Consider the following 26,247-nt stretch of genomic DNA (forward strand, 5'->3'; position numbering starts at 1 on the left):
TATAGCGGTTCTCCGAGGAGATGTGACTTTGCGCTTGCGAATACTGTCTGATTTGCACGTTGAGTGTTTTCAGGAAGGTCGTGAACTGCCTGAGGTGGCTGCGGATGTGGTTATCCTGGCCGGTGATATCCACCGCACAACGGAAGGCCTGGCGTGGGCGGCAGAGCGGTTTGGTGAGCAGGAGATTATCTACGTTGCGGGTAATCATGAGTTCTACGGAACCAGCATGCCCGAGGCCCGTGAAGCATTGCGTGCCGAAGCCCAGCGACTAGGGATTCACCTGCTAGATAACGATACGGTAGATATTGATGGCGTGCGGTTTCACGGCACCACACTATGGACAGATTTTGCTTTGTATTCTGGTCAACCTAACGATGATCCAGTGGGCACCCGTCAGCGCGCCCAGGCGTTCATGCCGGATTTTCGAATTATCCAGCAGCCAGCAGGTGAGGTGTTTACGGTTGATGAGAGCCAGAGGTTGCATGCCGAAGCCATCGCCTGGCTTGAGGCAGAATTAAGCGAGCCTGTGCCCGGGCCGCGAGTGGTGGTTAGCCACCATGCACCCTTGCCAGAGTGTATACCGCCCAAGTACCAGGGCGACTCCCTGTCGCCAGCTTTTGCTTCGAACTTGCGGGCGCTGATGGGGAGGATGGATCTGTGGGTTCACGGCCATGTTCATGAGCCCGTTGATTTGCAGGTTGAAGGTACCCGCGTATTCGCCAACCCGGGAGCTTATCCCAGAGAATATGACCCACCGCTGTTTGCTGCAGACAGAATTATCGAGGTGTGAGTGCATAACCGGTCTTATGGCATCACGGCTTTGATTTATGCCATTCAACTATTCCCATAAACCAGTATCATGAATGCTTCATTTAAAGGTTGAGTGAATATCATGACAGCAGATTTGAATAGTCGGCACGGATTGAACCCTGCGCACAGTGAATTGGTAGAGGCGTGCAAAGTTATTGAGCCATGCAAAGCCCTCGATATGGGCTGCTCCAACGGGCGTAACGCCTTATACCTGAGCCAGCTTGGTTTTGATGTGACGGCCGTGGACAACAACCCTGGCGCTATCAGCATGCTGCAGCAAATTGTCAGCAAAGAGGGGATCGCCAATGTTGAGGCGAGGGTATACGACATCAATAACGCCGAGCTTGGGGCGGATTATGGGCTGATTGCCTGCACTGTCACCTTGATGTTTCTCGATCCGGCCCGTGTGGGTGCAGTGATTGCTGACATGCAGAAGCGCACTCTGCCCGGTGGCTATAATCTGATTGTTTGCGCCATGAATACCCCGGAATACCCATGTCCCGTTCCCTTCCCGTTTACCCTTGAGTCGGGGCAGCTGAGAACAGCTTATGAGGGATGGGAGCTGGTTAAGTACAACGAGGATCTGGGCACCATGCATAATGGTGCCCAGTTGCAGTTTGCTACCATGTTGGCGCGGAAACCTGGTTAGATGCAGTGATCGCTTATCAAAAACAACTGCTCATGATAGTTGCCACTGGCTGGATCTCGGCCGCAGGCGCCAATGACGCTTGTCTGGCGTCTGCCCAGTCTGACCTGGAGCGTCTGTACTGCGAGGTTGTCGAACTTGGAGGCGGTGCAGGGCTTCCTTCTATGGTGGATTTCAAACGCAATGACCCAAAGGTGCAGGCGCTGTTGTTACGGCAGCCTGCCAAGCGTTTGAGCCTTACACTGCCTGAGGTTTCGGCCGGGCGTGAATCTGAATCCAAGCCCGCACGCAAGCCAGCGGCGGCCGAACCGCAGCGGGAACCGGCGAAGGAGTCCGTCTCTGAACCGTCGGTTGCCCAAGGCTTGGCGGATTGCCAATTGAGGGGAGAGCTGATTCAGTGCCCGAATACGGCATTCAAGTTAGCAGGAAATCGCACGCTGGCATCACTGGAAGATGGTGTTCTGGAGCCGGGTAACCGCCTGGGAATCGTGCCTTTCAACGGCGCCCGTAGTGATGATGAGGCCGTGCGATCCTACCTTTCAACAGCTTATGATCGTTACATCCCCAAAATGCTGGCCATTGGTCTTGGCGCAAACACCATGAGCTTCACGGCATTTCATAACGCCTTTCACACCCTTGAAAGCGGCGGCGTGGATTTCTCCGAGCGTATGGAGAAGACCTACGAGTTGCTCAAGCAGGATCGAAAAACTTTGGGCGTGAAAGCTCGCTATCACGATGAACTGCCTGAAAACCTGGCTCAGTGTGTGACCATCGATCGCAGTATCATTGTGTGTGACAACGTCGGGACCAACTGGGTGTTTGTTCGCACAAAGTAGAGCGTGGTTTACAGCTTTTTGTAGCGCCGTTCTGGCCGGCCGATGCTGCCATAGCTGACTTCGGCCACAACGGTGCCTGTGCCTGTCATGTATTCCAGATAACGCCTGGCAGTTGTGCGGGATGCGCCCATGGCGTTGCCCACTTCTTCAGCGCTCCAGGGCTTGCCGCCGGCAATCAATTCGCGAATCTTGTCCAGGGTTATAACATCAATGCCTTTTGGCAGGCGGTGATTGTGATCCTGGTTTGTGTCGCCGGAATTGCGAGGGAGTATGGCGTCTACTTCATCCTGCCCCAGGTGTTTTAGTGCGGACAGGCGCGCAAGATGGTCGCGAAACCGGTTGATGGCTTCTTCCAGGCGCTCGAATACCAGTGGCTTCAGAATGTAGTCAAACACGCCCCCGCGCAGGGCAGTGCGTAGTGTTTCCACTTCTTTGGCGGCGGTGATCAGAATGATATCGGTGCTGTTGTCGCTGGCGCGCAGTTCGCGCAATAAATCCAGCCCGCTGCCGTCGGGAAAATACACGTCCAGCAATATCAAATCAGGTTGCAGCACTTCAGCCTGTTCCCGGGCATCGGCCAGGGTATGGGCTATGCCGCACAGCTCCACCTGATCCAGGCGCTGAACAAAGCGGCGCTGGATTTCTGCAATCTGGCGGTCGTCTTCGGCGATCAGCAGTCGGATGGGGGGCACGATGGGCTCCTGCCTGTTGGTTTTTTGGGTAAGTATAGAGTGAAGCGACTGCCACCAGCCACGCTCAGGTTTTCCACCGTAATCGAGCCGCCCCAGCTATCCAGAAACTTGCGTACCAAATGTAGCCCAAATCCGTGCTCATGGCCGGCTTTGCTGGTTACGCCCTTCTCGAAAATCTGGTTTTGCAGTTCCGGTGCGACACCGGGGCCTTGATCCTCCACTTCAAAAATCAGCTCCTGGCCAAGATCTGTCATAGACAACTGTACTCTGCCGTTTGGGCCAGTGTGGCGGCGGGTGGCTTCCAGTGCGTTATCAATCAGGTTGCCAAGTACGCTGACCAGCTGATCGCGGGGCAGGTTGTCTGGCAGGTCGGTCATCTGGCTGTCCGGGTCTATGTCCAGATGCAGGCCCATTTCCCGCGCCCGGTTATGTTTGCCCAGCAGGCAGCCGGCAATGATGGGGTCTGGTACGGCCTCCAGCAGCAGGTGAATCAACGCCTGATGACTACTCACTTCGCTGCCGATAAGCCCCAGCGCATCGTTGTAGGCGCCCAGTTGAATCAATCCGGCAATGGTGTGCAGTTTGTTGGAGTATTCGTGCGTCTGGCTACGCAGAGTGTCGGCGTATTGCTGGATGTGGGTGAGTTGCTGGCTAACGTGGTCCAGCTCGTTGCGCAGGCGGAAGCTGGCCACTACCCCGATAATGTCGTCGCCCTGGCGCATGGGCAGTCTGTTGACCACCATCTGCTTGTTGCGAAGCCATACCTCGCGATCGAAATCCGGTATGCCACTGCTCAATACCGACATCAGGTCGCTTTCGGGGAGTATGTCCAGAATGGGGCGGCCGGCTACGGGCGTGTCCTCATCCAGGCCCAGGGTGGTCAGTGCGGCCAGGTTAACGGTGGTTATAATGCCGTCGCGATTGATGGCAATAATGCCCTCACGCACCGATTGCAGTGTGGCATCCCGCTCCTGGAACAGGCCGGCAATTTCTTCCGGCTCCAAACCAAAAATTGCACGCTTGAAGCGGCTGGCAATCACCACCGCCGCGAGAATACTTATCAGCAACACCACGCCTAGTACGCCGTACAGTATGAAGTTGTAGTGCTGCACAGTGGCCTCTACCTGGGCCACGCTGTACCCCACTGACACTATCCCGATGATGGCGCCATTAGTGGGGTCAAGTACCGGGGCTTTGCCGCGCATGGACTCGCCCAGATTCCCCATGGCGCGGGCAATATAGCCTTCGCCCTCCACCAGGGCCTTGTGGCCGTAGTCGCCATCATCGTCGGCCATGGAGTGGCCAATGCGGGCGGGGGAAGGGTGGGCCAGACGGATGGCATCGTGGTCGCCAATAACAATAAACAGGGCTTCGTTGGTGGTGGCAAGCGTGTGGGTGAGGGTGTTCAGGTCTTCAACGTTGCGTTGCTGAATGCCGTTGATAATCGCAGGGCTTGCGGCGATGGTTTTAGCCACCATCAAGGCGCGCTGGCCAATCTCGTTATACAGGGATTCGCTGAGGTAGTAGCCGGCAAACAGCCCAATAAGCAAGGTTTGCAACACGCTCACCAGGCCCAGGGTGAGAATCATGCGGGTTTTGAGCTTTGTGCGTCGCTTTGCAGGCATAGGCTTTATTCAGAGTCGTCTATTGGCGGCAGGGTTCAGGGTAAATCACCCTAACGGGCTTTGCCCGTGAACTTTATGAACAAAAAGCACAGTAGTTTTTTTAAGTGAGTTACGCTCGCAAACTTCAGCAAATACGGATTGCCTTCTAGTCTGTTTATTGAAACAACAACGAGGTGATCAATATGTTTTTCAAAACAACAATAGCATTTGCAGCAGCGGCTGCGTTCAGTATGTCTGCCATGGCCTGGGAGCCCAGCGGAAAAGTTGAGTGTCTGGCACCGGCTGACCCCGGCGGCGGTTGGGATTTTACCTGCCGCAGTGTGGGTAAGGTTATGCAGGAGCTGGACCTGGTAAGTGGTTCAGTACAAACCGTGAACATGGCGGGCGCAGGTGGCGGTGTTGCTTATGCCCACACCGTAAGTAAGCGTAAAAACGACGACAAACTGATTGTTGCGGCCTCTACCGCTACTACCACCCGGCTGGCTCAAAAGCAGTTCCCGGGGATGGATGCCTCCATGGTTAAGTGGGTTGGCGCTTTGGGCGCAGACTACGGCATTATCGCGGTAAGCAAAAACTCAAAATATGAAAACCTGAACCAGCTGATGGATGCGGTGAAAGAGAATCCGCGATCAGTCAAATTCGCTGGCGGCAGTGCCCGTGGCGGCTGGGATCACCTCAAGGTGCTCATAGCAGCAAAGGCTGCAGGTGCTGAGAAACTGCCTTCTATTCCTTACCTGTCGTACAACAACGGTGGCGAAGCCATGACACAAGTGGTTGGCGGCCAGGTGGACGCATTCACGGGTGACGTATCCGAAGCCACTGGCTTTATGGAATCCGGTGATTTGCGCGTGCTGGCGGTGCTGTCAGAAGAGCGCCTGCCGGGCAAGTTCGGCGACATTCCTACCGCTCGTGAGCAGGGCATTGATGCCCTCGGCCCTAACTGGCGCGGATTTTACATGCCAAAAGACACCTCCGCAGAAGCGCAGCAGTATTGGGTAGACGCAGTCGACACCCTTTACGCCAGCGATGAGTGGAAGGCGGTCATGAAAAATAACGGCTTGATTTCATTCCACCCGAAAGCCGGTGAGTTTGAAAGCTTTGTAACCAACCAGGTGCAGGACATTGAAACCCTGTCCCGGGAAATTGGTCTACTGAAATGACTGGCCTGGGCGACCGTATTCTGGGCTTGTGCCTGTTGGTGCTGGCGGTTGCCTATGGCTGGGTGGCGCAACAGTGGCCTGAACCCTTCGGTGGTACCGAGGGGGTAGGGCCGGAAACCTTCCCCACCATGCTGGCCGTTGTGCTGGTGGTGGGGAGCCTGTACCTGATGATCAAGCCGGATGCCGATACCCAGTGGCCTGTTGGGAAAACAGCCCTGGAGTTGGTGGTTTCGATCATTGTGCTGGTGGTTTACGCGCTGCTGCTTGAGCCATTGGGCTTTGTTATCTCCACTACCCTGGCGGTTGGCACTTTGAGCTGGCGCATGGGGGCACCTGCTAAATCAGCGTTTGCAATTGGGCTGCTCAGTGCCGTTGTGGTGTTCGGGTTGTTTAACTATGGCTTGTCTCTGAGCCTGCCCACTGGCTTGCTGGGAGGCTTTTAACCATGGAAACACTTGGCTTTCTGATGGACGGGTTTGCGGTGGCGTTAACGCCGTACAACCTGATGTTTGCGCTCTTTGGTGCCTTCGTGGGCACCCTGATTGGCTGCCTGCCAGGCCTGGGCCCGGCGAATGGTGTGGCCATTCTGATACCTCTTGCCTTTACCTTGGGCTTGCCGCCTGAAACGGCAATGATTCTGCTCACATCGGTTTATGCGGGTGCCATGTACGGCGGCCGGATTTCATCGATCCTGCTGAATATCCCGGGCGATGAGCCAGCCATGATGACCTGCCTTGATGGCTACCCCATGGCGAAAAAAGGCCGTGCGGCAGATGCCTTGGCAATCTCGGCGATTGCCTCCTTTGCGGGCAGTCTGATCGGGACCTTGGGGCTGATCATGCTGGCGCCAGTGCTGGCGCGCTTTGCGCTGACCTTTGGGCCGGCGGAATACTTCGCGCTGTTCTTGCTCGCCTTCGCTACGCTGGGAGGCATAACCGGCAAGAACCCGATGAAGACGGTGATTGCAGCTGCGCTGGGCATCATGATTTCCACAGTGGGAATCGATATCTCTACCGGCACCCAGAGGTACACCGGGGGCGTGCTGGAGCTGTATGAGGGCATCGATTTCATTTTGGCGATTGTGGGTCTGTTTGCCATATCCGAGCTTCTGTTTTTTGTAGAAGCACGCATGGGCAAAGGCCGTAGCAAAGTGAATATGGGCAAGCTGACGCTGACCTTCAAAGAGATTGTATCGACAATTCCCACTCAGCTGCGTGGTGGTGTGCTCGGCTTTATTGCCGGAGTTCTGCCAGGCGCGGGGGCCTCATTGGGAAGCTTTATAAGCTACACCCTTGAGAAGTCGGTGCTCGGCAAAAAAGGCCGCTTTGGAGAAGGTGATATTCGTGGTGTAGTGGCGCCGGAAGCCGGTAACAATGGTGCCGCGTCGGGTGCCTTGGTACCCATGCTAACCTTGGGTGTACCCGGAAGTGGTACTACAGCAGTATTGCTGGCGATGTTGATTTCCCTCAATATTACGCCTGGGCCTCTGATGTTCACCCAGAATGCGGATATTGTGTGGGGTGTAATCGCCGCACTGCTGATTGGTAACGTATTGCTGCTGATACTGAACATTCCGATGATCGGAGTGTTTGTAAGGCTGCTGTCCGTACCGCCTATGTACCTGCTGCCAATCGTCACCATGGTGGCGTTTGTAGGTATCTACTCCATCAGCCACAGCACCTTTGATCTGTACTTCATGATTCTGTTTGGTGTTGGCGGTTATGTTCTGCGAAAGCTGGAAATTCCTTTGGTTCCCATTATTCTGGGCCTGTTGTTAGGGCCCGAAATGGAAAAGAACCTGGGCCATGCGCTGATTCTGTCTGACGGTGATTGGACCACACTCTGGTCGAGCCCCCTGTCGATAGGATTGTGGCTGGTAGCCGGACTTGGTTTGGTGTTGCCGACATTGGTTGGGCCGATTCTGCGCCGCCGCATGCGCAATGCGATAAAGGAAGGGCCTGTTAGCGATTAAGCGCCAAGGTCAGCCGTTTCGGCGGGTATTATGAAAGATGTGCACCGGGCTTTGCCCGGTGTTTTTATTTATCGAAGCACAGGAAGTTATGTCAGACTTTTCTCTAATCCAGTATGCCCTGGTCGCACTGATTTTTATCTGGAGCGGGTTCGTGCGCTCTGGCCTGGGCTTTGGCGGAGCGGTGCTGTCGCTGCCGTTCCTGTTGCTGGTGAAAGACGACCCGCTAATCTTCCTGCCCATCATTGCGGTGCACCTGCTGTTTTTCTCATCTTTGACCATCTGGATGAACAATCGCAAAAGTCGCACCGGCAAAACCGGTGATGGTAGCCAAAAGCTGACCGGGTTCGGGCCAGATGCAGCCGCAAAAGCACCCGAAGGCACGGTTGATTGGTCCTACCTCTGGCGGATGCTGGGCATCATGCTGGTGCCCAAATTGATTGGCGTGTTCGGCCTGTTTACGCTGCCCCCACATGTACTGAGCGCGATTATTTTCGTCATTGTCGCGATCTACTCTGTGTCGTACATCATCAACCGACCTTTCCGCAGCAGAAGTAAAACCGTGGATGTGATCTTGCTGATGGCCGGTGGTTATATCAGCGGCACCTCGCTGATCGGTGCACCGCTGATTATTGCAGTTGCGTCCCAGCACGTTGCGCGGGAGAAGCTGCGAGATACCTTGTTTGGCCTGTGGTTTATTCTGGTGTTGATCAAGCTGGCGGCATTCATCTGGGTTGGGCTTGATCTGCAGTTAATCCACCACCTTTGGTTACTGCCGTGTGCTGCGGTGGGGCATGTGATCGGGCTACGTTTTCACGAGCGTATTCTGAAGGCGGAAACACCGGTGTTTTTCCGCATGCTGGGGGTGGTGCTGTTGGTGGTCAGTAGTGTGGGTATGGTTAGCGCGTTTTTGTGATGCCCAAGGCGTCAACGTTAATCAGGCCATTGCCAGGCTGGTGCGTCCAATAACCCCTGGCCCACAACAACCGTTTCACCCAGTTCCTTGTTCAGGGCAATCGAGTTGCAGTCACCATCCCTTTCCAGCGTTGCCACTAACCGTGGTGCGTGGGAAACCACCCAAACCTGAGTCTCCCGCGAGGCGCGGATAATCAATCTGCCCAGTGCGGGAAGCAGGTCCGGGTGCAGGCTGGTTTCCGGCTCGTTCAGCACCAACAGGGAAGGGGGCCGGGGTGTAAGCAATGCAGCTACCAACAGAAGGTAGCGCAGCGTTCCGTCAGAAAGTTCTGCCTGGTTCAGCGGCCGCAACAGACCATCCTGCAGGAACTCCAGAACAAAGCGATTACCTGAGCCTGCAGAAAAGTTTATCGTGGCTCCGGGAAACGCATCCTCAATCGCGTGATACAACGCCTGGCGGTCGCCTATCTCATGGATGGTTCGCAGGGCGGCAACCAGGCTATGGCCATCATGGTCGAGCACGGGGGTTCGCGTGCCTATCTGTGGCGTACGAATGGCGGACTGGGGATCAGTTCTGAACTGATCGTAGAAGCGCCAGTTGCGGATAGTTTGTCGCACCGCGTGCACTTCTGGCACAGCCACCGGGTCGCTGATTTCGTTGAGGATGCTTTCATAAGAATTGAGGTGGGCGTTATACACCTCCCATTTTCGGCCGGAGCGTACTTTTACTACAGGCCCAACGCGGTCGATCAGGCAGCTGCTGGGCCGGCACACATCGCCCACCCAAATGCATTCACGCTTTATTTCCGGGTCGAACTGAAACATGGACGGGTCTTGGTAGCCGGCAAAACCCTGTGGTGCTGGCATTCCCAATGATATGGCATAACTGAACTCTTCACCCGCAAAGCCCAGTCTCAGGCGTGAGTTGTGTTTTCGTGCAGAGCCTTGAACAGGTGCGGAGCCTTCTCTCATGGCGCTGGTAAAGTTGTCAGGCCCGGCCCAGAAGGTGTATTCCAGCCCGCCTTCCTGTGCGATCGACGAAATCAGGTTTCCTTTCGCTGCTTCTGCAAGCAAACGCAGCGATTTGTACAGGTTGGATTTGCCGCAACCGTTTGCGCCCGTAACCACATTAAGGCCCGCCAAAGGCGCAACAATGCCCTTCAGGCTGCGGTAGTTTGATACTGCGAATGCATTGATCATGCTCACGAGCTCATCCCCTTTCGCCCCAGCTTTTCCAGCGCCATTAGCGTATCTGTGTATTTCACCAGCCGGTTCAAATAGTCCGGTGACAGCCTCTGCATTTCAGCCATTGCCAGGCTCACCAGGCGGTGGGCATTCATGGGGCCGGCATCTTCAGGAGCCTGTTCGATGGCGTGGCGAACACGGTCCTGGAGGGCTTGCTCGCCACGGTCCGCCGATGCTCTGGTCATGGCTTTAAGTGGCTGACGGGGATTGGCGGCTGCAGCGCGCTGGGGCGCTTCTGAGCCTTCTTCGGGCGCTCCAAACACCAGCTGTTCAAGCGTCGACCGGGGTTGTGTTTGAGGTGCACTCTGGGTTTGATTGAGCTTGTCCAGCAGAGCTGAGAGCGGCGAAGGGGCAAGGGTTTCAATGGCTTGTGTCGACTGCTGGGGTACTTCGAATCGTGTTTTGTAGTCGGCGACTGCCTGTTCCAGCTTCTGCCAGTGTGGGGTGTGCTGCAGGCCTTTTGCTTCCAGACGCAGTGCCAGAGCTTCAAGATAGCGAAAGCCAACCGGGTTCATCTGGTCGGCTCCGGAGTTTCGAAGGTCTTCCAGTTGTGGGTGCATGGCCTTGGCTTCAGCTATCGCATTCATCCGTTGCCAGCCTCCGCTTCAGCGTTTGCAGGTGCTTGAGGCGCCAGAGGTACGGTGCTGATTTCTACCCGCCGATTCTGAGCACGGGATTCTGCATCAATATTGGGCACCGCCGGATGGTGCGGGCCAAAGGCGGCGGCGAATACCCGGTCGTTGGGCAGGCCAAGTTCTATTAATGTTCGGGTGACTGTGAGTGCCCTTTGTGCAGACAGCCCCCAGTTGTCCTGGTACCGGTTGCCGCTGTGCATGGGCAGGTCATCGGTGAAGCCGCTGATCATCAGCAGTTCCTGGTGCTGAGTCAGATAGGTTTGCAGCGGGGTAATGAGGGCTTCCAATACTTCCACACCGTCGGCTTGCAGCTGATCCGAGTTCAGCTCAAACAGCACGTTGCCACTGATGCCGATGCGGCCATTGTGAAAGGTCACCAGGCCTTTGGTGAGCGGATCTTCCAGTGCTTGCTCCAGGGCAATGCGTCGCTGTTCTTCGGCTTCCCGCTTGGCTTTTTCTTCCTCAAGGGATTGGCTGAGTTCCAGTTGAACGCCAATCACCCACACCAGTATCAGCACCAGAATACCCACCAGTGCAGCCATCAGGTCTGAGAATATTGCCCAGATAGGAGTGGACTGCTGTTCACCGTCTTCCAGATATTCCATCAACTGGCTCCGCTGGTCTCGGTGTGATTTGCGATCAGAGCCGAAGCCGCATCAATCACATCTTTCTGGGAACTCACAGAGAGGTCGATGACTTCTCGGGCCTGGGCAACGTAATACGCCAGTTGTTCATCGTGGCGCTTGCCGGCTCCATCCAGTGCTTTCTGAATGTTGGCCAGGCTTTCCTGAAGCTGAGTGTTAGACGCGCTGAACAGCTCCACTGCGGCAAGGAAGGATTCGCTGAGGGCGCCGACTTCCTGGCTGCTGCCGGTGATGTCTTCGCCCAGTTTGCCGAGTTGCTGGCTTTGTTCCTGAATCAGCACATTGAAGCGTTCACTTATGCCTGTGAGGGTTTCACCTGCGCCGCTGATAAGAGAATCCACCGCCTCGCGCTGACTGTCTGCATTGTTGCGCTGGGATTCCAGAAGGCTGTCCAGCTCCTGAACCAGCCGCTGACGCTCTTCCAGCAGCTGGTTTTCCCGTTCGCTGTTGCGGGCCATTTCGCCTTGCAGTTGCGAGATCACCCGTGCGGCGGCTTTGGGGGTTTCCGACGCGGTTTCTATCAGGCGGGTCATGGGGGCTTCCAGGCCTGCGCCCAATTCGGTCAGGTGTTTGGTGACGGTTGCTTCCAGCTGGGCCAGGCGTTCATTGGCCGCGTCGCCTCGGGTTGCTTCTTGCTCATGCAGTTGAGAAAGCTGCTCGCTGATACGGGTGATGAGAGCATCCAGGCCTTGTTGCTGATTGGTGGTAAGCTTGGCGCTTTCTTCACGGAAGTGGGATTGGTATTCCTGCAAGGTATTCTGCAGAGCTTTGCTGTGTTCAGCCGAGGCTTGTTGCTGAGCCAGAAGATTTTGCTGCCAGTTATTACCTGCTTCCTGTGTGGTTTTCTGGAAGCTATCTGTGAGTTCAGCAAGCTGCTGCTCGGTGGTGGCAGACCAGTCTTCCTGGAGCTTTCCGGCGCTGGACTGCAGAGTTGTCATGGCTTCGGTAACGATCGGCTCTATGCGCTCAGCGGCCAGGCGGCTGCTCGATTCCAGAGCTTTCTCAAGAGACTCGGCCACAGACGTTGCCAGGGTCTGGTAGTGACCGCCAACGGTGGTGTGGAACTCTTGCTGATTTCGGGTAAGGGATTGCTCAAGCTGCTGCCCTAGCTGCTCCATGCGGGCGGTCATGGATTCCATGGCAGTTGCCAGTTGGGGCAGGGCTTCTGCTTGGGATTCCAGTGCTTTGAACGCCTGTTGGCGCTGATAGTCTGTCGACAGGTGGTGTAACCGCTGGCGCAGAGTCTTATCCAGCTGGCGGGATACCTGTAAGAGTTCCCGGCGGCTGAGGGTGGAGGCCAGCCCCAACATTGCGGACGCTGCCACACCGGCAATGGAGGTGCCGAAGGCCAAGCTCAGCCCGGCAATCGGGGCGGCCAGAGCGCTGCGAATCACACTGAGTTCGGTGCTGCCATCCAATGCAGATGCCGCGCCGCTCAAGGTCACAATCATGCCGGCAAAGGTGCCTAGCAGGCCAAGCATAACCAATAGGCCAACCAGGTAGGGCGTAAACTGCGGGCTTGGCAGTGCAGCAAAATGCCCATCAATGCGCCTCTGTACTGCAAACTGAACTTGCTCCGGCAGGCCGGAGAGCCAGCTTGTCAGTTGCTCGCGGCTTTCCGGTGTGGTGCCCAGCTTCTGTTGCAGTTTTCGGGTTGTGCTCCGGAACCCCATCAACTCAACAAACCCCAGCGTGTAGACCGCCGCAATGATGACCGTTACGGACAGCGCCAGCAGGTCAGAGCCTAAAAAGCGCTGGCCAATCCAGGCCGTTACCGCCAGGCCTATGGCAAAAGCGAAAAAGAAGAAAAGTCTGCTCATGGAGAATCCATTACCTCGTTGTGGCAGGCCTCAAGTAATCCCAGTACTGGCTCCAGCCGAACATCCAGTTCAGCGAGTAAAAGATTCTGCGCTTCTTCGCAGTAACGGTGGAGCCAATCATCCGGCGCAATGCCGGTTTCGTGGGAGGGATCAGAGGTTGTTTGTTCTGCGGGAGACAGCGCGTGAAATCGCTGCTCCAATACTTTGGAAATATGAGAGAAACACTGGCTGGTGTACCCGGTCATTGCCTGGTCGAAGGTTGAATCCAGCTCTGCCAGCCTGGCCAGATTCTGGTTGTGATCCTTCATCGCTTTTCGGGTTTTGTCGCGAAGCTGACGGCTGGCGGCGATCACTCTGCGTTGCAGGGTTAGCCAGCTATTCAAATACAGTTCAAAATCCACATTATCCGTTGGCTCAATTTCATCGCCGTACTTGGAGATTTTTCGAACGAGTGCTGTGCGAGTGGTGGCCAGTTCCTTAATGATTCGTTCAAAAGCTGGCCCTTGATCCATGCCCGGATGGCGGGTTCGAAAAGCAATCGCGGAATCCAGAACAAGGGTGTCTGAAAGCCCAAACAGTCGCCCCAGTCGTTCGCCACAACAGGGCAGCGGGCCGTCAGCAAGCGGCGCCCCGGATTGGGCTAGCAGCTGCAGCAGCCTTGGTGGTGAAACCCCGGCAGAATGTGAGGGTGATTGAGTCATCAAATAATCGCGCACAGGTTGGGTAACAGGAAAATCCCGGGCTTTCTGGGGCGACTATTCTAAAGGGTATGGGAGGTGATTGATAATGACTGAATTGCCAGAAATATATGCCCGAACAGACTATGCCCGGGCATATATGCAGTGCTAACCGATCAGCGCTTGGCCATCAGTGCTTCAAGTTCATCGGCGCCGCCAACCAGCTGGCCGTCGATAAATACTTGCGGGGTTGTGCCTTTGCCGGTCACTGCCTGCAGGGTGCTGTAAGACAAGCCGCCACTGCCCAGCTTGATCTCTTCATACTTGTAACCCTTGCTCTGTAGCAGCGATTTGGCGCGCGTACAGTGCGGGCACCCGGGCTTTGTGAATACTGTTACCCGTGCCGGCAGGGTTGCATCCGGCTTGATGTAGTTGAGCATTGTGTCGGCATCGGACACTTCAAACGGGTCGCCAGGCCTGTCTGGCTCTATGAACATCTTTTCAATGGTGCCGTCTTTCACCAGCATGGAATAGCGCCAGCTGCGGTCACCAAACCCGATGGCGCTTTTGCTGACCAGCATGCCCATCTCACGGGAGAAGTCGCCGTTGCCGTCTGGAATGAATTCGATGTTGTCGGCGTGCTGGTCTTCAGCCCATGCCTGCATGACGAATGGGTCGTTCACCGACAGGCAAATTACACGATCTACGCCCAGCGTTTTGAATACCGGTGCCAGTTCGTTGTATCGCGGTAAATGAGTGCTTGAACAGGTTGGTGTAAACGCGCCCGGCAAGGCGAACACAATCACCGTTTGTCCGTTGAATAACTCGTCGCTGGTTACCGATGTCCACTCGTTATCACGACGAATGGGAAACGTAACCTGGGGGACTTTTTTACCTTCCGATGAACTTAACATTTAAAACTCCTTGGAGTTCGTGGGTTATTTGTTCGAAAGGGAAACTGTATCGCAATCAAACCTTTCTGGACACAGGAGATTGCCAGAGCCAAGTATAAAGTCGAGAGCCCCTTCGTAAGTCAGTTCAGCCCATACTGCCGGGGCCGTTCAAACCGGTAAAATCCTTCCTCTTCTTCCCGGGCGATGGTCGGCGCAGCCATTCCGAAGTGCTTCTCGCGCAATTCGTTGAGTGCTGTTTTGAGCGCTTCCCCAGACAGGCGCTGGTTTAGAGCGTCCCGTTCGGTGGTGTAGACTTCGCCCTTCTGCCATTTGTCTTCCCGGACCTGATCCTGTTCGGCCATCCGTGCCACGGCGCCTTCGGAAAAGCCTAGTTGGAGTCTGAGGCTGTTAATGGCTTGCTGGCGTTGGTTCGGGGGCAAGTTTTTGAGTTTGGTTTGCACGCTTTCCAGGCTGAAAAGAGCATGCCCCAAGGCGCCAGAACCTGCGAACTGGAAACCCAGGTCTCCGCCGTAAACCTCTTCTGCATTGGTTTTCAACTGGTGTGCCAGCTCTGTTAGCTGCAGTTCACTGGCTTCATTCAGGTGTGTCATTTTTTGCTGGAAGACCTGTGACTTCTCTTCCAGATAGGACTTTTCTTCCCCCCATATCTGGCTTGCTATAGCCCCGAAGAGGGCTTCCCGCTGTTGCCAGAGCTCCATTTCCTGTTGAAAAACAGGGAGTGCATGCAGGCGCAGCTCGTTGTTATCCAGCCACGTGTTATAGCGGTCGAGGTTGGCCATGAGGGCTATGATTTGGTTATGTAGTTCTGGAAATGCCGTTTCTATCGCACGCTCAAACAGTTGGGCGCCAGCGTTGGGGTACTGTTCCAGCAAGGCTCGTCGTTCGTTATACAAACGAGCTTGAGTGGCGGGCTCGGCTATGGAGTCTCCATAACTTTCCAGATATTGCACAGCCAATTTTATAGCCAACTGTGATGAATCTTTTGCCGCGGGATCTTCAAGTGAGTGTTCTGAGTTGGCGCTGTGTCCGGTTCCATTCGTTATCTGATGCACCTGTTCATCTGATTGATGAAGGAGCATGTAGCCACCGATTGCACCAACGGCGACGATGACGGTAAGAAGGCCATAGCGTGTCTTTGAGCTCATTGTTTTGCCTTTGAAGCATGGTGGCCGCGAATGCGGCCACCAAATTCCAGTTACTGTTAGAGCAGAGGTTGAAGCTTGGGCCAGATCAGATCTGCAATTTTTGTTGAACCGCTGTCTGCGGGGTGAATGCCGTCGAAAATAATGTCTTTGTCACTGATGACCGGGCGGGTATCAACAAAGGTGCAGTCGAGCACGGAGTTCTTGCACGCACGGGCCAGAGTGGCATTGCCGTAATCGATGGCTTCTTTCATGTCTTTCAGGCGGAATAGCCCGTTTTTGGTGTAGTAGTACCCTACAAAAATGCCCTTCCGGACACCGGCTGCCGCCATTTCATTTAGGAAATCTACGCCTTCAACGTAAGTGTTATCAATAATGTCGATACACTTCTGGCTCAGTCTTCCGAAGCGATACCACGGCGTTTTGCAGCTGTTCGAGTTGAACATGATCGCGGGGATCAGAAGGTCGTTACCGCCGCCATCACCTACCACTATGTCGATGTTCGGGTCGTCAGAGACCGCCTCGCGAAACTGGTTAGGAATGGAAGGTGCAATCAGCTCTCCGCTAAGCTCGGCACCAGATACGGTGTAGCGTCGGAAGGTTTCACCTGCTTTTGATTCAAGCTGATTCTGTATCTCGCCAGACAGGGCGAAGATTGAGTCACCAACAAAAACCACCTGGTTGTTGTCTGCATCCGTCACCTTGTCGTTGCTGAGCAGGTAGCCCAACTCACTGCAGCCGGTGAATAGAAACGCGACACAGACCACAACGGCAGCCCGAAGATGGGCGGCGCGGCTTGGTACCGAGACTGCGGCTCGTTTTTTAATATTGTTATCCATTATTGCAACTCCGTTTGTAAGGGAAGTACTTTTTTCTTTTGGTACTGCAATATGGATAGTGGCTTGTAGTGGGGGTTTATAGAAACGGAAAAACGCGGTTTGGCTTGTCCTAAGCGGCCAGTTGCAAGCCACTGTGAGCGGGGTCACATTGGATTCCAAACGGACTATTAACCTTTGTGTAAAAGGCGGTGGTGGTCAGCCTGCAATTGAGCCGGGGTGACCACCACTTCAAGGCTTTTTAAGACAATATAACCAAATGGTTTGGCAGTTCATCTTTCTGGTGGGTGGCAGGTACCTTGGCTTTCAGGTGCTTTCCACAGTCTTCAATGCAGGAAATGAAGCCCGTCAGTGTCTCGCCCTGTTTTACTTGCTTGGTGAATGCCGCAATGATGTCTTCCCAGGCGTCGTTGCCTATTCTTTCCGATATGCCCCGATCTACCAGAATCTCAACGTAGCGCTCGGCTTCAGAGACGAAAATCAGCATGCCAGTGGCGCCTGCGGTGTGGTGCAGGTTCTGTTCCAGAAACTGACGCCGGGCCAGGTTTGACGCACGCCAATAGCCTACGGATCGGGGGATCAGCCGCCTGTTGATACCGGGTATCCGGAACACCAGACTGAGCAGGGCAAACACGCCCCATTGGCTGAGGAGGAGTACATCTGCCGACAGCCAGCTGGTAAGGTAATTAATAATACCGGGCACCAAAAGCGCAATGATCCCGGCCCAGAGCAGGGGGATATATGCGTAATTGTCGGCCTGGGCGGTTAGCACCGTTACCACTTCTGCGTCGGTTTCACGCTCAACTGCGGTGATAGCGGCCGCCACTTGTTCCTGTTCCTGCTTGCTTAGTAATGTCATGGGGTATCACTGTTTGTTGGGTTGAAGGTTGCCTTTCCGATGCGTGCTTGATCGCTACCAGCCACCAGATGCCCCTCCGCCGCCGAAGCCTCCGCCCCCGCCGCCAAAACCACCTCCACCGAAACCGCCACCACGGCCACCCATGCTGGCGCCTAGCAGTGCACCACCTACCAGAGCTGCGCCTGAACGGCCGCCTTGGCCGCGGCCACCACCCATGAAGAAAATGACAGCCATAATGAATAGGAAAAACATCAACACCGTTTTCGGGTTGGGTTTTTCCTGGGGGCCGCTTCCGGTTCTGGCCGGCGCAGCCAGGGGCTCGCCGCCAAGAACTTGCACCATGGCGGCAGCGCCATTGGCAATGCCTTGTTCGAACTGACCTTGCTTGAAATCGGGGGCGATTATCCGGTTGATAATGGTGGCTGAAGCCGCATCAGTAAGTCGTCCTTCAAGGCCATAGCCCACTTCTATCCGAATCCTGCGTTCCTGCTTGGCAACGATCAGCAGAGCGCCATTGTCCTCACCTTGCTGGCCTATGCCCCAGTGACGGCCTAGCTGGTAGCCATAGTCTTCTATGCCAAAACCCTGAAGATCCGGCACGGTGACGACCACAACCTGCTCTGTGGTGCTTTGCTCGTGGGCCTCAAGCATTTGGGCTATCCGGCTTTCGGTAGCCGGGCTCAGCAGTTCCGCCTTATCCACCACTCGGCCTGTCAGTTCCGGAAATTCTGGTGCAGATTGTGCCAGAGCCGCTGATATCGGCAATATGATCAGGGCCAGTATGACCACAACGGGGCGGATAAAGGCGTAAGGCAAAGAGTGCCGCGAAGAGAATTGCATTTAAAACGTCACCTTGGGCGCTTCGTGGGCATTGTCGGCCGTAGCCTTGAAGTTTTCACGCACCTCCATTTCGCTATAGAGAATGCTGTGCCAGATTTTACCGGGGAAGGTCCGAATCTCGGTGTTGTAGCGCTCTACCGATTGGATGAAATCACGCCGGGCTACAGCGATGCGGTTTTCGGTGCCTTCAAGCTGCGACTGCAGCGCGAGAAAGTTCTGGTTCGATTTCAAATCCGGATAACGCTCAGAAACCGCCATTAACCGGCTCAGTGCGCTGCTAAGCTCGCCTTGTGCTTGTTGAAATTGCTGAAGCTTTTGAGGGTCGTTCAGGATGCTTTCATCAACTTGAATGGATGTTGCCTTGGAGCGCGCCTCAATAACCGCCGTGAGAGTTTCCTTCTCCTGAGCAGCAAAGCCTTTCACTGTTTCCACCAGGTTAGGTACCAGATCTGCCCGGCGTTGATACTGGTTTTCAACCTGCGACCAGGCGGACTTAACTTTTTCATCGTAGGTGGGAATGTTGTTGATGCCGCAGCCGGTTAGCAGAAACGCCAGCATGAGCAAGGTTATGAGTTGCCGCATCGAACGCATGGGTGTGTATGTTGGCTGTGTTTGCATGGTGTAAGAGTTCCCTGATGATGACCAATGCCCCCGAACCAAGGGCTGTTAATGGTAGAAAGGGTCTCACACTCAGCCATTTCAAAACAGCCTGCTAGACTATCAATACTGATATCCGGTTGGCTGTTTAAGATCATACTGGTTGAGAGCTGGGTAGCCATTGAGCCATCTTCCTTCTTTCGTTTGTTCCGCGTATGTTGGAGCGAAATGTATCTGCCGGTCAGCTGGCCGGTAAAGGCGCACCGGGTTCATCCCAGGCATTGATATAAGGAAGGGTGCCATGCAAGGGGTAAGCTGCCCGCATAAAGTTATAACTCCGGGCTTGCAGGAAATTTACAAACGCACTGTTAACCAGATTGGCTGGGTGGTCATCGCCATCGCTGCTTTGGTTGTGGTGTCGTGGGTTTTCGATATTGAGGCAGGAAAACGCATACTGCCGGCCTTTGAGTCCATGAAGTTTAATACCGCACTTTGCTTTCTCGCCTGTGGACTGATTTTTCAATGTAAAGCGATCTTTGGCCGCGCCTCGCGCGGAGACTACATTGTTGCTCTGCTGGCGGTTTTTATACTCCTGATATCGGGGGTGACGCTTCTCGAATATCTAATGGGATGGCAACTGGGCATCGATGAGGTTCTGGTTAAAGACCCTGAAACGCCGCCTGGCGAATGGCCCGGGCGCATGTCTGCTGCCACCGCATTATGCTTCAGTGTGATAGGTGTCGCCTGGCTGGCTACAGTGCTAACGGTTCGCTACGCCACGCTGATTTTGCAGACCCTGGCGCTGGCGGTAATCATGGTCAGTGGAGCAGTGCTGGTCGGCTATGCTTTTGGTGTGCAAAAGTTCAGACTCTTTATTTTCTCCACCATGGCCTTGCACACATCTTTGCTGTTAGTGCTCTGCGGTGCCGGCATGCTGTTCGCCCGGCCAGATGATGGCCTGGTGCGTTCTGTCACAAGTTCCTACATTGGTGGGCGGTCTCTGCGCCGGCTAATGCCGTTCATTATCGTCACACCGGTAATAACCGGCTGGCTAAGCATGCAGGGAGTAGTGGCGGACTACTATTCGCCTGCGTTCGGCTTCGCACTGAGTAGTCTCTCCAGCATTCTGGTGCTTGGCTTTATTGGCTGGCGTGGGGCGGAAGCCCTGAACCGCGAAGAAGCACGATTTCGCTCGACTATAGATGCATCTCCTGTAGCCACGATCATGATCGATGACAGTGGCATCATCCAAATGGCCAACAAGCTTGCGCACACTCTGTTCCTCTACCCGGCAGGCGAGCTATTAGGCCGGTCAGTAGAACAGTTGGTTCCTGAAGAGGCTCGTAAGGGACATGAGGGGTATCGCCATGACTACGAGCGCAGACCCGAGGCGCGAATGATGGGGGCGGGTCGAGATCTGTTTGCTCTGCGCAAGGATGGCACAGAGTTCCCGGCTGAAATTGCGTTGAACCCTGTGCAAACGGCTGATGGGCGCTATGTATTGGCTGCGATTGTTGATATCACTGAGCGAGTGGAGGCCAAGCGTAAGCTTTTGCGCCTGAACCGCATCCACAAAGTTCTTAGCGGAATCAACACACTGATCGTGCGTGTTGAAAGCTGTGATGCACTCTATGAAGAAGCTACACGCATTACCGTTGAAGAGGGTGATTTGCCAGCCGCACTTGTAGTGCAGCAAGACAGGGTAACGGGCAGATGCGACATTCTGTATGCGCACGCCGCCGATAAACGGCTTCAGGCGCGGCGGTTGTCTAACTTTGAGATCAATACCATTAGCGAATGCCTGAATAATCATCGGGTCGCTATTCGTAGTGATGTGGCAGAGCATTGCGACAGTGTTGATTGTGACGGGCTGGCTGGCCTTGGTGTGCGGGCGTTGGGAGCCTTCCCGTTGACAGCCAGGGATAGTGCTCAAGGCGTGGCGTTAGTGCTTTATCGGGATGAGCCGTTTTCTTTTGATGAAGTGGAAATGAAACTTCTTCATGAGGTTGCGGGTGATATCGCATTCGCGATCAACAACCTGGAAAAAAGTCGGCAACTGGAGTACCTGACACACTTCGATAGTGTGACGGCTCTTCCGAACCGTCTTTTGCTGACCGATCGATTGCAACAAGCCCAGTTTCAGGCCGATAGCCATCAGGGCATGCTTAGTATTTTGTATGTAAACATCGACCGCTTTAAACAGATCAATGACAGCCTTGGGCACACTGGCGGTGATGATGTGCTTCGGGAAGTAGCGAAACGGATAGGCGAATGCGTTAGCAAGGCCGATACCGTATCCCGCTGGGGTGCTGATGAGTTTATCGTTTTGCTACCAGGCCAGAGTGCCGCAGAGGTATCGGATGTTGCTAAATGCATAGTGGGTGAGTTGCACTCAGTTATCGTGATGGACGAGGGCCGGGAACTCTTTGTCTCATGCAGTATGGGCATTGCAGAATACCCGCGTAGCGGGACGGATATGGATGCGGTAATCAATAGCGCCCGAAGTGCCATGGTGGCTATCAAGGCACAAGGTGGCAATGATTATCAGCACTTCGACCCCGTGAGCGACAATACCTCCGGTGATGGGCTGGCGCTGGAAACATCATTAAGGCATGCCTTGGACCGTAACCAGTTCTTGCTGCATTATCAGCAGCAGATTGATATTGCCACCGGGCAGGTTGTGGGACTGGAAGCCCTTCTGCGCTGGAATCACCCGACCGAAGGCATGATAGCTCCAGACCGCTTTATCCCTCTGGCTGAGAAAACAGGGCTAATTGTTCCTGTTGGTGAGTGGGTGTTGCGGGAAGCCTGCCGTCAGGGAGCCGCTGGCCCCGGATTGAAAATGGCGGTGAATCTCTCCGCCCGGCAGTTTCACCAGAAAAACCTCGTGGGTGTTATCAAACAGATCCTGGAAGAAACCGGCATGCAGCCGGCAAACCTGGAATTGGAGATCACCGAGAGCGCTCTTCTATACGACGTAGAGTCGGCCATAGAGATAATGACAGAGCTGGCTGGTTTGGGGCTGAGCATTTCCCTGGATGATTTTGGTACGGGGTACTCAAGCCTGAGTTATCTCAAACGCTTCCCTATAGATACCCTCAAGATTGACAAGTCCTTTATTGCCGAAGTAACAACAGATCCAGGCAGCAAAGTGATCGTTAACACCATCATCGCCATGGCTCATGCACTGGAGCTCAAAGTTATTGCTGAAGGTGTGGAAACCGAGGAGCAGTTGGCACTGCTGTATGAGCGTGGCTGCGACCAGGCCCAAGGCTACCTGTTTGCCAGGCCGTTGCCATACGATGAGGCGATAAACGCAGGGCGGTCTTGAAAGAAATGCCCTCAAGCCTGGATTTAAGATTTCATCCGGGGCTCCGGGAAATAGACCAGGGGGCTAAAGATGCGTATTCCGCACCATCCTGGGTAGGCCACCATAGCCGCCACGCCTTCGGGTTTGTCTGGGGTGTTGCTCGTGATCAGAGGCTGTGGTTCAGTCGACTCTGTGAGAGGGGCATACTCATTTGTCACGACAGATAGAACCGCCGAATAGCATCCAGCAATCGGTCGACATCCTGGCGGTTCACATCCAGGTGCGTCACGAAGCGAATGGGGCTGCCTGCCGTGATCAGAATGTTCTGTTTAGCCAGGAAGTCACGCAGTTGCTCGGCTCTGTTGGATCGGCAGCGGGCGTAGACGATATTGGTCTGGGTGCTCGCGGGGTTGATCTCCAGCTGCGGGATTCCGGCAAGTCCTGCGCTGAGGTATTCGGCGTTTTCGTGATCGTCAAACAGCCGCTGTGGTCCTTTTTCCAGAGCAATTCGAGCGGCAGCGGCTAGTATGCCCGCCTGGCGCATGCCGCCACCCACCATTTTACGCAGCCGGGTTGCCCGTTCAATAAAGGCTTTTGAACCCAGCAGCAACGAACCAACAGGCGCGCCCAGCCCTTTTGAGAGGCAAACACTGACCGAATCATAGTGTCTGGTTATCTCGGTGACATCACAGTTGGATTTCACCGCAGCATTGAACACTCGGGCGCCGTCCAGGTGCAGCAACAGATTATGGTCGTCGCAAAAGGTGCGGGCCTGGCGCTGATAGTCCAGCGACAACACTTTGCCACCAATGGTGTTTTCCAGTGAGAGCAGGCGGGTAGAAGCGAAATGGATGTCGTCGGCCTTGATGGCGGCCCTGGCTTTTTCGAGGTTGATGCTGCCGTCGGGCTCGTTTTCGATGGGTTGCGGTTGAACGCTGCCAAGCACGGCAGCGCCACCGCCTTCATAACGATAGTTGTGCGCAGACTGACCGCAAAGGTATTCATCGCCCCGGCCGCAATGGCTCATGATCGCGAGCAGATTGGCCTGGGTGCCGGTGGCGGTAAACAGTGCTGATTCGAAGCCCAGCCGTTCGGCGGCATAGGCCTGTAAGCTGTTAACGGTTGGGTCGTCACCATAGACGTCGTCGCCCACCTCGGCGCTCGCCATGGCTTCGCGCATTTCAGAGGTAGGGCGGGTAACGGTATCGCTACGGAAATCGATCATGAGGGCGCCTTTGCTACGGCTTGGGTGACGACGGGAAAGCGCGGATAGTTTTTCCTTCTGGCGTGCTCAATAGCAATTCGCCGTGATCGCCAAAGCGCGCCTGGTTCACATTCATCAGCAGCTTCAAGAAAGATTCTTCCTGATTCATCAGCGCCGGTGCACAGGCCATTCGGGTCGATGCCATGTTGTCGCCAACAGTCAATGTGGATCCGTTGAGTTGGTATTCGCCGCTGTAACGATTGCAGGATGAACTGCCGCCCACCCGATTGTCTTCCATGAATATAATGCTGACACGGGAGCTGTCGATAATGCCGTTGCCGCCAATGTCCTCAACAATCCACTCGCCGCCACGGACCAGATTGTCCGTTGTCACATCACTATCGGCGGCCTCTGGTGTATTTGCGCAGGCACTTAGAATAATTGCGGAGCTGACGGCACTAGCGGCTAGAAAATTTTTTAATTTCATTAGATTGCCCTGTCTTTGGATGAACTTGATGGCACCATATTATCGTGCTGGCCAAGCTTATGGTGAATTCTTGCCAAACCGTCATAAGCGGCCTTGTTTCAGACCATTCTTGTGAATACGTTCAGGCGCACAGTATATCGCTAGACACTTTGTTTTTTTGACACCCCATAACCACTGCGCTAATTTCAAGATTCTATTAAATGGGCAGCAATTACATGGGCGATTCTCCTCAATCACAGCTGGAAGCTGAAAGAGAAAAGAACAGATTGCTGTCTGACATTGTTAACGCGATTCCAGAGCCTATCCTAGCCAAAGATTGGGATGGCAACTTTGTTTTTGTAAACAGTTATGTAGCCAAGCTGTATGGCACCACTCCAGAAGAAATGATTGGTAAAGAGGACTCTTTTTTTACCGGTAACAAGGAGCAGGGCAAGTTTTTCAAAGAGAATGTCCAGAGCGTTATGCGGCGCTTTGAGCCTGAAACTGTTTATGAAGACTCTACTGATAGCAATACCGGCGAAATCCGTCATTTCCAGTCTCTGAAAATCCCTTTCAAAAACAGCAATGGTGAGCTGAACATTGCTGTTATTGCGCAAGACATCACCGAAATAACCGAATTAAAAAACCTGGCTGAGTTTAACTCCAAGCGGCTGGAGCATGTATTAGCGGTCTCCCGGGAAGGAATGTGGGACTGGAACACGAAAACCAACGAGGTGTTGTTCAGCGAAGGCTGGGAAAAAATAACAGGTGTTCATCGTTCAAAAGCTTCATTTTCAGACTTCATGGCCCGTGTAGTTGAAGAAGATAAACAACGCGTTGCTGACGCGCTTCAGGCGCTGTTAGAGAATAACATCCCTTACGATATCGAGTTTCGATTCAAGCGCCCCGATGGCGAGGTGATATGGCTCTGGGACCGCGGAAGCATTGTAGAGTGTGATGAAGACGGTAAGCCTTTACTGCTGGTTGGCATTATTCAGGATGTTACCCAACAAAAGATAGATCAAGCCAAAATAGAATCACTGGCATTTTATGACCCGCTTACCAAGCTTCCAAACCGTGCTCTTTTGAGTGACAGGTTGGGCTTGGCACTTGATCGCTGCAAGCGCTCCGGAAAATGTGGGGCAGTATTTTTTGTAGATCTGGATAACTTTAAAAATCTGAATGACACCTATGGGCACCAGGCGGGGGATGATTTGCTGGTGGTGCTGGGGGCCAGGCTCAACGCCTTGGTGCGTGGCGATGATACGGTTGCCAGGTTTGGCGGTGATGAATTTGTGATTGTTCTGAATGATCTGGACACTGATCCGCGTAAGGCAGCGATAAAAGCAAAACTCATTGCCCAGGATATTCGATCTTCTATTGGTAAAAACGTCAGCATCAAACTGAATAATAACCGCCCCGCAATTGAATACTCAGTTACAGCAAGTATCGGGATCACCATTTTTGAGCCAGATCTGAGGCAGGCTTCCGAGCTGCTGCAGTTAGCTGATCTGGCTCTGTACCAGGCCAAGAGCAGTGGTCGTGATGACTATGCAGTGTTTGATCCGGTCATACAGGGCGAAATTGAAAAGACTGTGCGCTTGGAAAAAGAGTTGCGGCACTCGTTGATTCAGGGTGATTTTGTTTTGCACTATCAGCCTCAGTTCGACGTAGACCAACATCTGGTAGCTGCTGAGGCTCTGATTCGTTGGGTTCATCCCGAACGCGGGTTGCTCGGCCCGATAGAGTTTATCTCTGTCGTTGAAGGCTCGAACCTCATTACACCGATGGGTGAATGGGTGCTGACAGAAGCATGCAGGCAGCTAAAGGAATGGGAATCCGATTCACGATATCAACATTTGCGCGTATCTATTAACACCAGCGCCAAGCAGGTCTGGTCTGGGGATTTCGTATCGAATGTGAAAAGGATTGTTTCAGATTCCGGTATTGATCGCTCCAAGCTGAGGTTGGAAATTACCGAGACGGTTTTGCTGGGTGACACCAGCGACGTCATCGGAAAGCTCAATGAGTTGGTAGACTTCGGATTGTCGTTCTCGCTGGATGATTTTGGGACCGGCTATTCATCTCCGAGTTACCTCAAGCACCTGCCCATCAGCGAACTGAAGGTTGACCACTCTTTCACACGAGGCTTGCTTGATGATGAGATGGATCTGGTTATGGTTAAATCCATCATCGGTTTAGGCCAGAATTTTGGTATTAGTGTTGTGGCTGAGGGTGTAGAAAAAGAAGCTCACCTGGATGTGCTCAAAGGATTGGGCTGTGACCTCTATCAAGGATACTATTTCAGTCATCCTGTCCCGGTTTCAGAGTTCGTTGCTCTTTTTGATGGTAAGCCCTGGACCCATAGCATCGACTGGTCGCAGTAGTTGCTGGAGTCGGTGCTT

General features: G+C 54.2%; 24 protein-coding genes. 9 read left to right on the forward strand and 15 right to left on the reverse strand.

From position 1 onward, the window contains the following. Nucleotides 1–28 precede the first annotated feature (28 nt). From FFI61_RS00625 to FFI61_RS00635, 3 genes are all read left to right on the forward strand, one after another. Nucleotides 29–790 (forward strand): metallophosphoesterase family protein, encoded by a 762-nt coding sequence (locus FFI61_RS00625; RefSeq protein WP_200205105.1) that lies wholly within the window; start codon nt 29–31, stop codon nt 788–790. Nucleotides 791–892: 102 nt separating this feature from the next. Further along, nucleotides 893–1,459 carry a tellurite resistance methyltransferase TehB gene (gene tehB, locus FFI61_RS00630; protein WP_200368922.1) on the forward strand — a complete coding sequence of 189 codons (567 nt, stop codon included), beginning with the start codon at nt 893–895 and terminating at the stop codon, nt 1,457–1,459. Nucleotides 1,460–1,464: 5 nt separating this feature from the next. Continuing rightward, nucleotides 1,465–2,292, forward strand: a complete 828-nt coding sequence (locus FFI61_RS00635) for a hypothetical protein (RefSeq protein WP_227714533.1) — start codon at nt 1,465–1,467, stop codon at nt 2,290–2,292. Between the two features lie 8 nt (nt 2,293–2,300). Here FFI61_RS00635 and FFI61_RS00640 read toward each other — a convergent pair whose 3' ends face one another. Both FFI61_RS00640 and FFI61_RS00645 read right to left on the reverse strand, forming a co-directional pair. Then, complete coding sequence (locus tag FFI61_RS00640) at nt 2,301–2,984, reverse strand: response regulator (protein ID WP_200368923.1); 684 nt, start codon at nt 2,982–2,984, stop codon at nt 2,301–2,303. Beyond that, nucleotides 2,963–4,609, reverse strand: a complete 1,647-nt coding sequence (locus FFI61_RS00645) for a sensor histidine kinase (RefSeq protein WP_200368924.1) — start codon at nt 4,607–4,609, stop codon at nt 2,963–2,965. Before FFI61_RS00645 ends, FFI61_RS00640 begins: the two co-directional genes overlap by 22 nt. Before the next feature lie 182 nt (nt 4,610–4,791). On the opposite strand from FFI61_RS00645, the gene FFI61_RS00650 reads away from it, so the two are divergent. From FFI61_RS00650 to FFI61_RS00665, 4 genes are all read left to right on the forward strand, one after another. Continuing rightward, nucleotides 4,792–5,769: a Bug family tripartite tricarboxylate transporter substrate binding protein gene (locus FFI61_RS00650; protein WP_200205101.1), complete on the forward strand. Its 978-nt coding sequence runs from the start codon at nt 4,792–4,794 to the stop codon at nt 5,767–5,769. After that, nucleotides 5,766–6,212 (forward strand): tripartite tricarboxylate transporter TctB family protein, encoded by a 447-nt coding sequence (locus tag FFI61_RS00655; protein WP_200368925.1) that lies wholly within the window; start codon nt 5,766–5,768, stop codon nt 6,210–6,212. The genes FFI61_RS00650 and FFI61_RS00655 overlap by 4 nt, the downstream gene beginning before the upstream one ends. 2 nt (nt 6,213–6,214) lie before the next feature. Further along, on the forward strand, nt 6,215–7,741 hold the full coding sequence (locus FFI61_RS00660) for a tripartite tricarboxylate transporter permease (RefSeq protein WP_200205099.1): 1,527 nt from the start codon (nt 6,215–6,217) through the stop codon (nt 7,739–7,741). An 88-nt stretch (nt 7,742–7,829) separates the two neighbouring features. Continuing rightward, entirely contained in the window at nt 7,830–8,654 is an 825-nt protein-coding gene (locus FFI61_RS00665) for a sulfite exporter TauE/SafE family protein (protein ID WP_200368926.1), read from the forward strand. A 17-nt stretch (nt 8,655–8,671) separates the two neighbouring features. Here FFI61_RS00665 and FFI61_RS00670 read toward each other — a convergent pair whose 3' ends face one another. The 11 genes from FFI61_RS00670 to FFI61_RS00720 form a co-directional block, all read right to left on the reverse strand. Next, the gene (locus FFI61_RS00670) at nt 8,672–9,853 is read right to left on the reverse strand and encodes an AAA family ATPase (RefSeq protein ID WP_200369577.1); all 1,182 of its coding nucleotides are present in this window, start codon (nt 9,851–9,853) and stop codon (nt 8,672–8,674) included. Nucleotides 9,854–9,855: 2 nt separating this feature from the next. After that, nucleotides 9,856–10,485 carry a DUF2894 domain-containing protein gene (locus FFI61_RS00675; RefSeq protein ID WP_200368927.1) on the reverse strand — a complete coding sequence of 210 codons (630 nt, stop codon included), beginning with the start codon at nt 10,483–10,485 and terminating at the stop codon, nt 9,856–9,858. Then, complete coding sequence (locus FFI61_RS00680) at nt 10,482–11,138, reverse strand: OmpA family protein (protein WP_200368928.1); 657 nt, start codon at nt 11,136–11,138, stop codon at nt 10,482–10,484. The genes FFI61_RS00675 and FFI61_RS00680 overlap by 4 nt, the downstream gene beginning before the upstream one ends. Continuing rightward, the gene (locus FFI61_RS00685) at nt 11,138–12,997 is read right to left on the reverse strand and encodes a DUF802 domain-containing protein (protein ID WP_200368929.1); all 1,860 of its coding nucleotides are present in this window, start codon (nt 12,995–12,997) and stop codon (nt 11,138–11,140) included. Before FFI61_RS00685 ends, FFI61_RS00680 begins: the two co-directional genes overlap by 1 nt. Beyond that, a complete protein-coding gene (locus tag FFI61_RS00690; protein WP_200368930.1) occupies nt 12,994–13,698 on the reverse strand; it encodes a DUF3348 family protein in 705 nt (234 codons plus the stop codon). Before FFI61_RS00690 ends, FFI61_RS00685 begins: the two co-directional genes overlap by 4 nt. Before the next feature lie 152 nt (nt 13,699–13,850). Further along, nucleotides 13,851–14,588 carry a glutathione peroxidase gene (locus FFI61_RS00695; protein ID WP_200368931.1) on the reverse strand — a complete coding sequence of 246 codons (738 nt, stop codon included), beginning with the start codon at nt 14,586–14,588 and terminating at the stop codon, nt 13,851–13,853. A 119-nt stretch (nt 14,589–14,707) separates the two neighbouring features. Continuing rightward, nucleotides 14,708–15,733 carry a hypothetical protein gene (locus FFI61_RS00700; protein ID WP_200368932.1) on the reverse strand — a complete coding sequence of 342 codons (1,026 nt, stop codon included), beginning with the start codon at nt 15,731–15,733 and terminating at the stop codon, nt 14,708–14,710. A 56-nt stretch (nt 15,734–15,789) separates the two neighbouring features. Continuing rightward, entirely contained in the window at nt 15,790–16,569 is a 780-nt protein-coding gene (locus FFI61_RS00705) for an SGNH/GDSL hydrolase family protein (protein ID WP_227714534.1), read from the reverse strand. A 238-nt stretch (nt 16,570–16,807) separates the two neighbouring features. Further along, nucleotides 16,808–17,425, reverse strand: a complete 618-nt coding sequence (locus FFI61_RS00710; RefSeq protein WP_200368933.1) for a TPM domain-containing protein — start codon at nt 17,423–17,425, stop codon at nt 16,808–16,810. A 54-nt stretch (nt 17,426–17,479) separates the two neighbouring features. Next, nucleotides 17,480–18,265: a TPM domain-containing protein gene (locus FFI61_RS00715; protein WP_200368934.1), complete on the reverse strand. Its 786-nt coding sequence runs from the start codon at nt 18,263–18,265 to the stop codon at nt 17,480–17,482. Then, nucleotides 18,266–18,856, reverse strand: a complete 591-nt coding sequence (locus FFI61_RS00720) for a LemA family protein (protein WP_265092089.1) — start codon at nt 18,854–18,856, stop codon at nt 18,266–18,268. A gap of 307 nt (nt 18,857–19,163) precedes the next feature. On the opposite strand from FFI61_RS00720, the gene FFI61_RS00725 reads away from it, so the two are divergent. Continuing rightward, nucleotides 19,164–22,193, forward strand: a complete 3,030-nt coding sequence (locus tag FFI61_RS00725; protein WP_200368936.1) for an EAL domain-containing protein — start codon at nt 19,164–19,166, stop codon at nt 22,191–22,193. A 193-nt stretch (nt 22,194–22,386) separates the two neighbouring features. Here the strand turns inward: FFI61_RS00725 and ltaE are convergent, their stop codons facing one another. Further along, entirely contained in the window at nt 22,387–23,397 is a 1,011-nt protein-coding gene (ltaE, locus tag FFI61_RS00730) for a low-specificity L-threonine aldolase (protein WP_200368937.1), read from the reverse strand. A 13-nt stretch (nt 23,398–23,410) separates the two neighbouring features. Then, entirely contained in the window at nt 23,411–23,863 is a 453-nt protein-coding gene (locus tag FFI61_RS00735; RefSeq protein ID WP_200368938.1) for an META domain-containing protein, read from the reverse strand. A 200-nt stretch (nt 23,864–24,063) separates the two neighbouring features. On the opposite strand from FFI61_RS00735, the gene FFI61_RS00740 reads away from it, so the two are divergent. Continuing rightward, nucleotides 24,064–26,229, forward strand: coding sequence for an EAL domain-containing protein (locus FFI61_RS00740; RefSeq protein ID WP_200368939.1), 2,166 nt, complete (start codon nt 24,064–24,066; stop codon nt 26,227–26,229). Nucleotides 26,230–26,247 lie beyond the last annotated feature (18 nt).

It is taken from the genome of Marinobacter sp. DY40_1A1 (assembly GCF_016597815.1).
GTDB lineage: Bacteria > Pseudomonadota > Gammaproteobacteria > Pseudomonadales > Oleiphilaceae > Marinobacter > Marinobacter xiaoshiensis.